The sequence below is a fragment of the Blautia sp. MSJ-9 genome, from assembly GCF_018919065.1.
GTDB lineage: Bacteria > Bacillota > Clostridia > Lachnospirales > Lachnospiraceae > Blautia_A.
On sequence record NZ_JAHLQG010000006.1, the window covers coordinates 84873 to 96508 of the forward strand.

Consider the following 11636-nt stretch of genomic DNA (forward strand, 5'->3'; position numbering starts at 1 on the left):
CTTGGAAGAAATGAAAAAAGAGCCGGTTACAGTGTTTCTCATTCTGGTCAATCTTCTTGTTTTTCTTGCAGTAGAGCTGACCGGAGGATCCGAAGATACCATGCATATGCTTCAGTGTGGTGCTGCGTATACACCATCTGTCATGCAGGGGGAATATTACAGGATTTTTACCAGTATGTTTCTGCACTTTGGTCCGCAGCATCTTGGTAATAATATGCTGGTACTTTTTGTACTTGGCGGAAGACTGGAACGTACAGTAGGAAGGCTGAAATATCTGCTGATTTATCTTCTTGGCGGGATGGGCGGAAATCTGTTGTGTATATTCCTGGAATTAAACAGCAGAGATTTTGCAGTATCCGCAGGTGCATCTGGTGCAGTATTTGCTGTAATGGGTGCTATGATCTATGCTGTGATTAGAGGCAGGGGATATATTGAAGATCTTTCTGCCAGACAGGTTGTAATCATGGCTGCATTTTCCCTTTATTTTGGATTTACAAGTGAAGGTGTGGATAATGCAGCACATGTGGGAGGCCTTATCTGTGGATTTATACTGGCAGTATTGTTCTATCATCCTTCTCGCTTACAAATTCACGCTTCGGAAGAAACAGGCAGATAGATGTTAAATCTGGAACCATGTCCGGGAGAACTGGAGACTTTGATCTGGCCGTGATGGGCAGCTATGATCTCGGCTGTTACTGCAAGTCCCAGACCGGTTCCGTCTGCTTTGTATGTAATAAATGGATGAAAGATATTCTGTAGCTGAGTTTCAGTCATTCCACAGCCATTATCTTCCACTGAAATGCAGATGTTTTCATCTGCCTGAAAAAGTCTGACTGAGATCTTGCCATCGGGCAGAGAGACTGCTTCGCAGGCATTTCTTATCAGATTAAATAGAACCTGACGCATTTTTACACGGTCAAGAAGTATTGATGTGGAAATATTTTCCAAGTGTGTTTCCAGTGTAATACCAAGATAATGTAATGTGTTTTTCTCACAGGATAGAACAGATTCCAGGAACTTCCGGGAATCTGTGGGAATCAGATTTACAGTTCCGGCATGGCTAAAATCGGAGAGCTCATTTAACAGTTCTTTGACATATTCCAGATTATCTATAAGGCTATCCCATTGACTGTAACTGTATAATTCCGGATGAGAGGACGCCATTAATTGGAGTTCACTGTTGATCAGTGAGATCGGATTACGGATTTCATGTGACAGCCTGGAAAGAGTAAGGCTAAACTCCTGTTTTAATTGTTCTGTTGTTTCAATCTGCATATCATCACCTCAAAAAAAGTGTATCATTGCGAATTTTTCACCGCAACTGATTTCGTCATGGAAATTTCGCACTAAAACGACACGCCGACAAAGTTACTGCTTGCGGAATAATGTCTGCGAACAGCGTCTGGATAAGCCTTCAGAACAAGAGCAGAGGCTTATTCGAATTATTTAGGAAAGAAGGACTTAAAAATGGATAATTGTATTTTTTGTAAAATCGCCAATGGAGAGATTCCTGCTGCAACACTTTATGAGGATGAGAATTTTCGCGTGATTCTTGATCTGGGTCCGGCAAGTAAGGGACATGCCCTGATCCTGCCTAAGTCTCATGCTGCCAATATTTATGAATTATCGGATGAGATGGCTGCAAAGGCAATGGTTCTTGCAAAGAAGATGGCAACAGCAATGACAGAAGCTCTGAAATGTGATGGATTTAATATTGTACAGAACAATGGAGAATGTGCAGGACAGACTGTATTTCATTTCCATATGCACTTAATCCCGAGATATAAAGGTGATAATGTAGGAATCACATGGACACCAGGTGAACTGAGTGATAAGGATAAAGAGGAGATTCTGTCAAAAGTAAAAGAACAGCTGTCCTGATATTTTGACATTACAAAAGATGGAGAATGTAGATTTTATAGACATTTACAAGAAATACCGCACACGTGTAGTTAATATTGCTAAGGCTATGTTGCATGATGCTGATGAAGCAGAAGATGTTTGTCAGGATGTATTTGAAACTCTGTACAATATGGGTGACACGGTAGACTTTATGGATGAAGAGAAACTGAGTAACCTTATTACCAGAATTAGTTTTCATAAAGCAACTGATCATGGCAAGATCGCATTTCGAAAATATGAACATGTGGATTCGGATGTGCTTATGACAATGACGGATATGGGTGTGAAGAGCGGTGGTAATGTAGATGAAATTATTCTGACTTTGGAAGCTGCCGGATATCTACAGACGATATTTCAAAAACTAAGAGAGAAGAACAGAATTGATTATGAAATCTATGTCAGTGTAACGTTATATGACATACCATCGCGTCTCGTTGCCAAACATTATCATATCACAGAAAATAATGTAAACAATAAAGTTATGAGGACGAGACGCTGGCTTGCCAGAGAATATAAGAAAATACGGCGATGAATTACCGTTTATTTACGCAGTCTTCGATCAGACCGGTGATTTTTTCGATAGAGTTCATATGACTGCTTCCCGACATGGCATCAATGTACGACTGTCTGTTCTGATACAATTCACGGATAGAATTAAGAAGTGTACTTTCAGTAATTTCTTCTTCCTCAAGTACCATGCTGAATCCCTGGCGCTCAAATGAATGCGCATTAAGAATCTGGTCACCACGGCTGGCATTTGCGGAAAGAGGAATCAGAAGATTTGGTTTCTTCAGTGCATTCAATTCGCAGATTGCATTGGCGCCTGCACGGGAGATAACGATGTCTGCCAAAGCAAACAGGTCGGCAAGTTCCTGTTTAATGTATTCGTACTGTACATACCCTTCAGTATCCTTGAGACTTTCATCCATTTTTCCCTTGCCGCACAGATGGATAACCTGGAATTCTTTCAGAAGTTCAGGAAGGATCTTGCGAATATTTTCGTTCACAGAGGCTGCACCCAGACTTCCGCCGATGACCATCAGAACCGGTTTCTCGTCTGTAAAGCCACAGAACTTAAGGGCGGCCTCTTTGTCTCCACTCAATAGTTCCTGACGGATTGGTGTTCCTGTAAGAACTGCTTTGTCTGCGGGAAGGCTCTTGACTGTTTCAGGAAAGTTACAGCATACTTTTGTTGCAGATGGGATGCAAAGTTTGTTTGCAAGTCCTGGTGTCATATCTGATTCATGGATGATTGTAGGAATTTTGCGTTGTCCCGCAGCAATAACAACTGGAACAGTTACAAAACCACCCTTGGAAAAGACTACATCAGGTTTTAATTGTTTCAGCAATTTTCTGGCTTCGCCAAAACCCTTCAGCACACGAAATGGATCAGTGAAGTTCTTAACATCAAAATAACGTCTCAGTTTACCGGAAGAGATACCATAATATGGAATGTTCATTTCTTCAATAAGCTTTTTCTCAATTCCATCATAGGATCCGATATAGGAGATTTCGTATCCAAGTTCTTTCAGACGTGGGATTAATGCGATATTGGGGGTAACATGTCCGGCAGTACCGCCACCGGTGAGCACAATATGTTTCATAGAGATTCCTCCTGTTTCATTCTGAAAAATAAGTTACTGTTCCTTTTGGTGTGAACAGTAACGATAGTTATATTTAATATGAACCCAAGGGGAGGAATTGTCAAGGAAAGTTAAAGATTATGGAAAATAAAATAAACAGACAAACAGAAAAACGGAAGATGGATAAACTGTTGGAAGAACAGTATGCTGCAGAAACGAAAATACTTGAATCAGCACTGCTGAAGGCAGCCGGAAAAACTTCCTGGGAAGAATTTCCGGAGGAACCAGAGGAGAAGGTTCAAAGAGAATATGACAGGCTGGTTGCCAGATTGAAAGCAAAAGGTGAATATCGGGAAGCAGTAGCGGACATCAGAACAGAAAGGCTTGAAGAAACAAAAGAGCACCTGAAGAATTATGAAAATGAGTGGAATAGAACTCACAGATTTTTGAAACCTGTAGCAGCAGTAGTGGCAGCTGTTATGTTGACTGCCCTGGCAGGAATGACTGTGTCAGCAGATTTGCAGTTTGAGGATGAGACAGTGCAGACATGTGATACATCATTTTCTGAAGAAAAATAAAAGAATTTTAAATTTTTTTGTGATATTTATCATTTTGATTCGCATTATATATGTAAAGAGAGTTAACGAGTACACTTTTATAAGCTGTAACTCAAAATGGGATGTTTATAACATACCATGAAGACAGGGGAACACAGAGGCGATAGAAAACTCTGTAAGTGATGCTGAAATATGTGATGCGTAAATCGGAAACGACAAAATATCAGCTAATTATATCGTTACGTGGCAGGCGCAGAGAAAACAGAAACAGTCGAACAAGAACTGTTTCTGTTTTTTATTTTCAGAAAAATACTATTAATCTGTTTCATTGTATTGTATAATAAATATAATAATATATGGGGTCTAAAAGTTCGAAAGGGGGTTTTCATATGAAGATAACATTTATCGGAGCAACACACGAAGTTACAGGATCATGTTATTATCTGGAGGCTGCGGGGCATAAATTTCTTGTAGACTGTGGTATGGAGCAGGGACCGGATTATTACGAGAATGTAGAGATTCCTGTTGCTTTGGGAGAAATTGAATTTGTTCTTCTTACACATGCGCATATGGATCATTCAGGTAATCTTCCTGCCATTTATGCAAAGGGATTCAGAGGACCTGTATATGCGACAGATGCAACCAGCCATCTGTGTGATATTATGCTCAGAGACAGTGCACATATCCAGATGTTTGAGGCAGAGTGGAGAAACCGTAAAGGCAGACGACAGGGGAAACCGGAATTTGTACCGGCATATACTATGGAAGATGCGATGGGCGTGATCAGAAATTGTGTAGGGTGTCCGTATAATAAAGTGATCACTCCGGCAGAGGGGATTTCAGTACGTTTTATAGATGCCGGCCATTTGCTGGGATCTGCAAGTATTGAACTGACTATCAGAGAAGAAGGAATAGAGAAGAAAATTGTATTTTCCGGAGATATTGGAAATACTCATCAGCCATTGATCAAGGATCCGGAATATCTGCATCGTGCTGATTATGTGATTATGGAATCTACGTATGGTGATCGTAGTCACGGGGAGAAACCAGATTATGTACAGCTTCTGGCAAAGATTATTCAGGAAACTTTTGACAGAGGCGGCAACCTTGTTATTCCTTCCTTTGCAGTAGGACGTACACAGGAGATGCTGTATTTTATCAGACAGATTAAGGCAGATGACCTGGTACACGGGCATAATGGATTCAAAGTATATGTAGACAGTCCTCTGGCTAATGAGGCGACTACTATTTTCTCAGAGCATCAGTATGACTGCTTTGATGAAGAAGCCATGGATTTGATCAAGAAGGGAATTAATCCGATCAGTTTTCCTGGTTTGAAGGTATCAGTTACAAGTGATGATTCCAAAGCGATCAATTATGATGAAGAACCGAAGGTAATTATTTCTGCCAGCGGTATGTGCGATGCCGGACGTATCAAACATCATCTGAAACATAATCTGTGGGATGAACGGAACACTATTCTTTTTGTGGGATATCAGGCAGTTGGAACACTTGGAAGAGCTCTGATTGAGGGTGCAACAGATGTAAAGCTTTTCGGAGAACCGATTCATGTGGCAGCACATATCTGTCAGATGCCGGGAATCAGCGGTCACGCAGATGTGAATGGTTTACTGGACTGGGCGAAGGCATTTGAAGAGAAGCCGCAGAAAGTTTTTGTTACCCATGGTGAGGATACTGTGACAGAAATTTTTGCAAAACGCCTGAAAGAAGATCTGGGATATGATACAATGGCACCTTTCAGTGGAACGGAATATGATCTGGCTAATAATGTATGTCTTTATGAAGCTAAGGGGGTGAAAATTCAGAAAGCATCTGCATCTCCTAAGGCAACGAGAGCTGCCAGAGCATTTGAGAAACTTCTGGCACTTGGTTACAGACTTTTGGCGGTAATCAAAAAGAACGAAGGAACCCCGAACAAGGATCTGGAACGCTTTTCCAGAGAGGTGCAGTCATTGTGCGACAAGTGGGACAGAACAGACGTATAGCAGTTATTCTATGTGAAACAGAATAGTACAAAAATAATATGAAATAAAAATATCCCTCGAAAGTTAGAATAAAGTGTAACTTTCGGGGGATATTGGGAATTATTTATTCAGCGCTTCCTGCAGTGCAATAGAAAGCTGATCCGGACATGAAGTATTTTTGAAACCACATTTGATTCCTTTCAGTCTGCTGATCACTTCGTCAGCATCCATACCCTCTACAAGACAGGCAACTCCCTGTGTATTTCCACTGCATCCACCAATAAAGTGTACGTTGTGAACTTTATGATTGTCATCTAATTCAAACTCAATGTGACTGGCACAGACACCTTTTGTTTTATATGTCATGATATGATTCCTCCTGTGTAAAATAGTTTATAAGGTTACCAGATTACTGACATAAAAATCGCCAGTAACCATTATTTTGTAATCATATTATAACAGAACATAAAAAAAGTTTCCATATAAATTAAAGTTTTGCTATAATAGAAAAGAATGCAACAAAAAAGTTATCAATCTTCGAATGAAAGGTAACCTGAAATTGGCCGCCAGTTAGGACAGCCAGATAGAATAAATAAAAATACAAATATACAAAGAAGAGGTGTTTTAATAATGAAATGTATCGGAATTATCGGAGCAATGGAACAGGAAGTAGCCAAAATTAAAGAAAAAATGCAGGATGTTACAATTACATCCAGAGCGTCTATGGATTTCTACGAAGGAACTCTTGAAGGCAAGAAAGTTGTAGTTGTACGTTCCGGAATTGGAAAAGTAAATGCAGGAATGTGCACACAGATCCTTGCAGATGTGTTTGGCGTAGAAGCTGTGATCAACACAGGAATCGCAGGAAGCCTGAATAATGATGTAAATATTGGAGATATTGTTCTTTCTACAGACGTACTGCATCATGATATGGATGCAACAGGGTTTGGTTATAAGAAAGGACAGATCCCGCAGATGGATGATTTCTCTTTCCCGGCAGACGAGAAACTTCGTAATCTGGCAGCAAAGGTATGCCAGGAAGTAAATCCTGAGATCAGTGTATTCGAAGGAAGAATCTGTTCCGGAGATCAGTTTATCTCTGATAAAGGTGTAAAAGATGCTATTATTTCAGAGTTTGGTGGATTTGCAGTAGAGATGGAAGGCGCTGCCATCGGTCAGGCCGCTTATCTGAATCACATTCCATTCCTTGTAGTAAGAGCAATTTCTGACAAAGCAGACGGAAGTGCAAACATGGATTATGCAGAATTCGAGATGGCAGCAATTGAGCACAGTGTAAAATTAACTGTAAGAATGATCCAGGAACTGTAATTCAGGTTACAGATTTCTGATCTGCTGTACACGGAGAAAACAGTAATATCTCTGAAGCGAACGGTTTGAGATATTCTGCATATACTGAAATAGACAACGAAAAAGAATGCAGGATTTTAATATGTATTTCGAACCATATTTTCCGTTTCACGCGGCATATTCCAATCCTTTTATGTATGAAGGAGAACGGATGCAGGAAGAAGAGTTTAAGCTGATGAAGTCTTATTATCCACAGACAGTACAGCGTATCCAGGAGCGGGTAGAAGAGGAATGCGATCTCCTGGATTATGAGGGGAGCCGCCTGTATGATGAGTATCCGGATAAATATATGCTTTATCATTTAAGCAGCAGGATCAAAGAAAGCATACAGCCGGAGATCAGCAGTGAGGCAGTCAGGGAAAGTTTCCTGGATGAACTGATCCAAGTAATGCTTTATCAGGAGATATCCAGAAGAAGATGTCGCAGACATCGCTGTCGGAGATATTTTTGAGTAGTGGATTGCCGAATAGTTACAATCAAATAGTATTTTTATAGAAAGAATAATGAAGAATTTAAGAGAATATTTAGAAGAACAGATAAATGAAAATCTGATACAGGCTGTTCTGAGTGCCAGCAGAAACAAAAATGGTATCTCAAAAGTGAAGATACGTCCGATCCGGCTCAAGGGACAGATCTGTTATCAGGCATCTGCCACAGAAGGGACGAAAGTCCTTCATAAGAACTACGAACGCATGCAGCTGATAGAGTATCTGGAGGCAGAACTTGCAGAGAACTTTGGACAGTTTCAGGCGCAGGGAGCAATGACAGATGGCGTAGTCCTTGTAAGCAAAAAGGGCAAAATGACAATTAAACAGAAGCACCATGCGCCGGTAGAGAAAGTTCAGATCCAGGCACATAACCGTGTAAAACAGTACATTCTCAAAGAAGGAGTTCCAGTACCGTTTCTAATAGATCTGGGTGTTATGAATGATCAGGGAAAAATTGTCCATGCCAGATATGACAAATTCAGACAGATCAATCGTTTCCTGGAATTCATTGAAGATATTCTTCCGAGACTTTCCAGAGAGAGAGAAGTAACGATACTGGATTTTGGATGTGGAAAGAGCTATCTTACATTTGCTATGTATTATTATCTGAGAGAGCTGAAAGGCTATGATGTGAATATTATTGGCCTGGATCTGAAAACAGATGTAATTGAGAAATGTAATTCTCTGACACTCAGATATGGCTATGAGAAACTGCATTTCTATCATGGTGATATTGCAGATTATGAAGGAGTATCCTCTGTAGATATGGTAGTGACACTTCATGCCTGCGATACAGCTACAGATTATGCGCTTGCGAAAGCTGTGGAGTGGGGAGCAGAAGTAATTCTCTCTGTACCTTGCTGTCAGCATGAAGTGAATAAACAGATCAGAAATGAGATGTTGGAATCCGTCCTTCGATATGGCATCCTGAAAGAGAGACTGTCAGCGCTGATCACAGATGCAGTACGTGCAAATCTGCTGGGAAGCAAAGGTTATGAGACACAGATCCTGGAGTTTATAGATATGGAGCACACACCGAAGAATCTCCTGATCCGTGCAGTAAAAACAGGAAAGAAATCAGATATTGCCAGCACACAGGACATGCTTGCAGCATTGAATATTCATCCAACTCTTGCCAGACTTCTGAATGAGGACCAAAAAGAACAGCAAGGGGGCAGACAATGAGAGGAATACTAAAAAGAGCAGGTATTCTCCTTCTTGTGTTTCTGATTGGTGTAGCAGGAACTGCGCTGCTTCTGAATAGTCAGTCTACAGATGACAGGTCTGATTTTAATGACGCTACTTTTCCGGAAGTCATGATCGACATGGATGGTACATTGATCAACCGAATGTACGGTTATGCAGAACCTATGCAGGCGGACTTTACCAGGGACAGTGTAACACCTCTGGATACTACAAAGAAACTCAAATTCAAGGTAAATCCATATAATGCGGATGTGAAAAGTTTCTCATATGAAATCCGTACTTCAGATGGAAATAAAGTTCTGGAAAATAAGAAGATCAAGAATCTCCAGAAAGAAGATTCTTATCTGACGGTAGATGTGGAAATCACCAGTGATCTGCGAATGAATCAGGAATATTCCATGCAGATCGCGCTGGAGACAGATGAGAGCGTAGCATATTATTATACCCGAGTTGTTTCCAGATCACAGGTACATGCATCTGATTATGCAGCTTTTGTCAAATATTTTTATGAGGCCTGTCTGGACAAGAATACAGCAGATGACTTAGGAAGTTATCTGGAGCCGGAGACCACGGGAGCTGCTACGAATTATGCAGGAATTAATATTAATTCTTCTCTGAGTGAGATCAGCTGGGGAACTCTTGCACCGCAGTTATATCAGGGAGGTATTCCGGTTATCAAAGATATCAACGAAACAACTGCCAGTATTTCTGTTGAGTATCAGATTACATCTCAAAGTGATAACGGCGATACAGAATTGTATGATGTAAAAGAATTTTACAGGATGAAATATCAGGATACACGAATTTATTTGCTTGATTTCCAACGTTCTGCCAGTCAGGTATTCGACGGAACACTTCCGGTTTATTCAGATGATGGACTGACTCTGGGTGTGCGCGACAAGAATGTGGAATATATGATGAATGACAGCGCTACAGTGATAGCATTTGTGCAGGAGGGAGATCTGTGGTCTTACTCACCGGACAACGGAAAAGTAAACCAGGTTTTCAGCTTCCGAAAATCTGAGGACGGAGATTTCCGCGATTCAAGAACGCAGCATGATATCAAGATTGTCCGGGTGACAGATGAGGGTGACATTGACTTTGTACTTTATGGATATATGAACAGAGGAAACCACGAAGGATATGAAGGAATCGGTGTTTATCATTACAACCATGATAAGAATGTGGCAGAGGAGCGGGCATTTATCCCTGTTTCAGAATCCTTTGAGTTCCTGAAGAAGGATCTGGAAAAATTATCCTATGTCAATGAAAACAATGAGTTGTTTCTGCTTCTGGCAAAGAATCTCTACAAGATTAATATTGAAGAGAATACAAGTGAAGTACTGGAAAAGGGAATTAAGAATGCAAACTTTGTTTCTTCTGATAATAATGATCATGCAGCCTGGCTGGTTTCAGAAGGTGATGAGAAGGGAAGAATCAAGGAAATTGATTTTGATACCTGTGAAACCCGTCTGATTGCACCGGAGAAGGGACAGAGACTTCGCACAGTAGGATTTATGAATGAGGATCTGATCTATGGAATCCTGAATAAATCCGATATCCTTACAGATGAAGACGGACATAAATCCGAAGGTATTCGTGTTCTGCGTATTGAAGATTTTGAAGGAAATGTAAAGAAGGAATATCAGAAAGAGGGATTGTACATCACGGATATTTCTGTAGGAAGTACATTGATAGAGTTTGAACTTTCCGCAAAATCCGGAGATACTGCTTATGTTGCCCAAAAGAAGGACAATATTATGAACAACAAAAAGGATGCTGTGAATACAGTTAAGGTTGAGCTGGTTTCGGCATCCAGAACCGGTGTCCGTGTGAAATTGACATTGAATACATCTACGCAGACAGATTCACCGCTTGCTATGTATGCCAAGGTAAGCAGTGCAAGGCAGAAGGATATTGTATTGGATACACAGATCCCGCAGGAAACTACTTATTATGTTTATGGTCAGGGAGGACTGGACAGTATCTATACAGATCCTGCAAAAGCAGTTCTGCGTGCAGATAATCTGGGCGGTGTGGTACTGAACCGTGCGCAGCAGTATATCTGGGAACGTGGGAATAAGAAGACGAAGATACAGATGGATACAGGAGAACTTCCGGATATTATTCTTCAGGGAACCCTGGATGTGGCAACATTGAAGAAGAGCCTGAAGAAGACCGGCACAGTAATCGACCTTTCCGGGTGCAGTCTGGATAGCGTGTTATATGAAGTAAGTGCACAGCGTCCTGTGATCGCCAAGACAGGAGCCAATACCAGTGTGGTGATCGTGGGGTATGACGAGTACAATACTTATCTCTATGATCCGGTCAAGAAAGAAACTTATCCGTATGGAATGAATGACAGTACAGATTTATTCCAGAAAGCGGGAAATGTATTTATCACATATGTGGAAGCTGTTAATTACTGATATAGCTTTCGCGACAATCAGACAGGTTGCTGTTCACTCCGTGCCCAGTAACACGCTTCGCGATGCACAGAATTTATGCTGATCGCATAAATTCGCGCTGTATGTCTCGGGATTTTGA

12 protein-coding genes are annotated in these 11636 nt (G+C 40.9%); 9 read left to right on the forward strand and 3 right to left on the reverse strand.

What is annotated here, in order from left to right; genetic code table 11:
• Window positions 1-10: 10 nt before the first annotated feature.
• Window positions 11-616, forward strand: coding sequence for a rhomboid family intramembrane serine protease (locus KQI87_RS01440; RefSeq protein WP_216458622.1), 606 nt, complete (start codon window positions 11-13; stop codon window positions 614-616).
• On the opposite strand, the gene KQI87_RS01445 is transcribed toward KQI87_RS01440, so the two are convergent.
• A complete protein-coding gene (locus KQI87_RS01445) occupies window positions 589-1275 on the reverse strand; it encodes a sensor histidine kinase (protein ID WP_216458595.1) in 687 nt (228 codons plus the stop codon). The genes KQI87_RS01440 and KQI87_RS01445 overlap by 28 nt on opposite strands.
• Window positions 1276-1467: 192 nt before the next feature.
• Between KQI87_RS01445 and KQI87_RS01450 the strand changes: the two genes are divergently transcribed.
• Together KQI87_RS01450 and KQI87_RS01455 are read left to right on the forward strand one after the other, a co-directional pair.
• Entirely contained in the window at window positions 1468-1881 is a 414-nt protein-coding gene (locus KQI87_RS01450; RefSeq protein ID WP_216458596.1) for an HIT family protein, read from the forward strand.
• A 4-nt stretch (window positions 1882-1885) separates the two neighbouring features.
• Window positions 1886-2434: an RNA polymerase sigma factor gene (locus tag KQI87_RS01455; RefSeq protein WP_216458597.1), complete on the forward strand. Its 549-nt coding sequence runs from the start codon at window positions 1886-1888 to the stop codon at window positions 2432-2434.
• Window position 2435: 1 nt separating this feature from the next.
• Here the strand turns inward: KQI87_RS01455 and KQI87_RS01460 are convergent, their stop codons facing one another.
• Window positions 2436-3506 carry an undecaprenyldiphospho-muramoylpentapeptide beta-N-acetylglucosaminyltransferase gene (locus KQI87_RS01460; RefSeq protein WP_216458598.1) on the reverse strand — a complete coding sequence of 357 codons (1071 nt, stop codon included), beginning with the start codon at window positions 3504-3506 and terminating at the stop codon, window positions 2436-2438.
• Window positions 3507-3625: 119 nt separating this feature from the next.
• Here KQI87_RS01460 and KQI87_RS01465 point away from each other — a divergent pair, with 119 nt between their 5' ends.
• Both KQI87_RS01465 and KQI87_RS01470 read left to right on the forward strand, forming a co-directional pair.
• Complete coding sequence (locus tag KQI87_RS01465; RefSeq protein WP_216458599.1) at window positions 3626-4063, forward strand: hypothetical protein; 438 nt, start codon at window positions 3626-3628, stop codon at window positions 4061-4063.
• A 368-nt stretch (window positions 4064-4431) separates the two neighbouring features.
• Window positions 4432-6048, forward strand: coding sequence for an MBL fold metallo-hydrolase RNA specificity domain-containing protein (locus tag KQI87_RS01470; protein ID WP_216458600.1), 1617 nt, complete (start codon window positions 4432-4434; stop codon window positions 6046-6048).
• A gap of 99 nt (window positions 6049-6147) precedes the next feature.
• On the opposite strand, the gene KQI87_RS01475 is transcribed toward KQI87_RS01470, so the two are convergent.
• Window positions 6148-6393: a TIGR03905 family TSCPD domain-containing protein gene (locus KQI87_RS01475; RefSeq protein WP_216458601.1), complete on the reverse strand. Its 246-nt coding sequence runs from the start codon at window positions 6391-6393 to the stop codon at window positions 6148-6150.
• 264 nt (window positions 6394-6657) lie between these two features.
• On the opposite strand from KQI87_RS01475, the gene KQI87_RS01480 reads away from it, so the two are divergent.
• The 4 genes from KQI87_RS01480 (at window position 6658) to KQI87_RS01495 (ending at window position 11518) form a co-directional block, all read left to right on the forward strand.
• Window positions 6658-7356 (forward strand): 5'-methylthioadenosine/adenosylhomocysteine nucleosidase, encoded by a 699-nt coding sequence (locus KQI87_RS01480; protein ID WP_216458602.1) that lies wholly within the window; start codon window positions 6658-6660, stop codon window positions 7354-7356.
• A gap of 121 nt (window positions 7357-7477) precedes the next feature.
• The gene (locus KQI87_RS01485) at window positions 7478-7846 is read left to right on the forward strand and encodes a hypothetical protein (protein ID WP_216458603.1); all 369 of its coding nucleotides are present in this window, start codon (window positions 7478-7480) and stop codon (window positions 7844-7846) included.
• 52 nt (window positions 7847-7898) lie between these two features.
• Window positions 7899-9068 (forward strand): class I SAM-dependent methyltransferase, encoded by a 1170-nt coding sequence (locus tag KQI87_RS01490; RefSeq protein ID WP_216458604.1) that lies wholly within the window; start codon window positions 7899-7901, stop codon window positions 9066-9068.
• The gene (locus KQI87_RS01495) at window positions 9065-11518 is read left to right on the forward strand and encodes a C39 family peptidase (protein ID WP_216458605.1); all 2454 of its coding nucleotides are present in this window, start codon (window positions 9065-9067) and stop codon (window positions 11516-11518) included. Before KQI87_RS01490 ends, KQI87_RS01495 begins: the two co-directional genes overlap by 4 nt.
• Window positions 11519-11636 lie beyond the last annotated feature (118 nt).

Coding starts and splice junctions, on each gene's coding strand:
- KQI87_RS01440 (WP_216458622.1), top strand. CDS start 11: ATGAAAAAAGAGCCGGTTACAGTGTTTCTCATTCTGGTCAATCTTCTT.
- KQI87_RS01445 (WP_216458595.1), bottom strand. CDS start 1,275: ATGCAGATTGAAACAACAGAACAATTAAAACAGGAGTTTAGCCTTACT.
- KQI87_RS01450 (WP_216458596.1), top strand. CDS start 1,468: ATGGATAATTGTATTTTTTGTAAAATCGCCAATGGAGAGATTCCTGCT.
- KQI87_RS01460 (WP_216458598.1), bottom strand. CDS start 3,506: ATGAAACATATTGTGCTCACCGGTGGCGGTACTGCCGGACATGTTACC.
- KQI87_RS01465 (WP_216458599.1), top strand. CDS start 3,626: ATGGAAAATAAAATAAACAGACAAACAGAAAAACGGAAGATGGATAAA.
- KQI87_RS01470 (WP_216458600.1), top strand. CDS start 4,432: ATGAAGATAACATTTATCGGAGCAACACACGAAGTTACAGGATCATGT.
- KQI87_RS01475 (WP_216458601.1), bottom strand. CDS start 6,393: ATGACATATAAAACAAAAGGTGTCTGTGCCAGTCACATTGAGTTTGAA.
- KQI87_RS01480 (WP_216458602.1), top strand. CDS start 6,658: ATGAAATGTATCGGAATTATCGGAGCAATGGAACAGGAAGTAGCCAAA.
- KQI87_RS01485 (WP_216458603.1), top strand. CDS start 7,478: ATGTATTTCGAACCATATTTTCCGTTTCACGCGGCATATTCCAATCCT.
- KQI87_RS01490 (WP_216458604.1), top strand. CDS start 7,899: ATGAAGAATTTAAGAGAATATTTAGAAGAACAGATAAATGAAAATCTG.
- KQI87_RS01495 (WP_216458605.1), top strand. CDS start 9,065: ATGAGAGGAATACTAAAAAGAGCAGGTATTCTCCTTCTTGTGTTTCTG.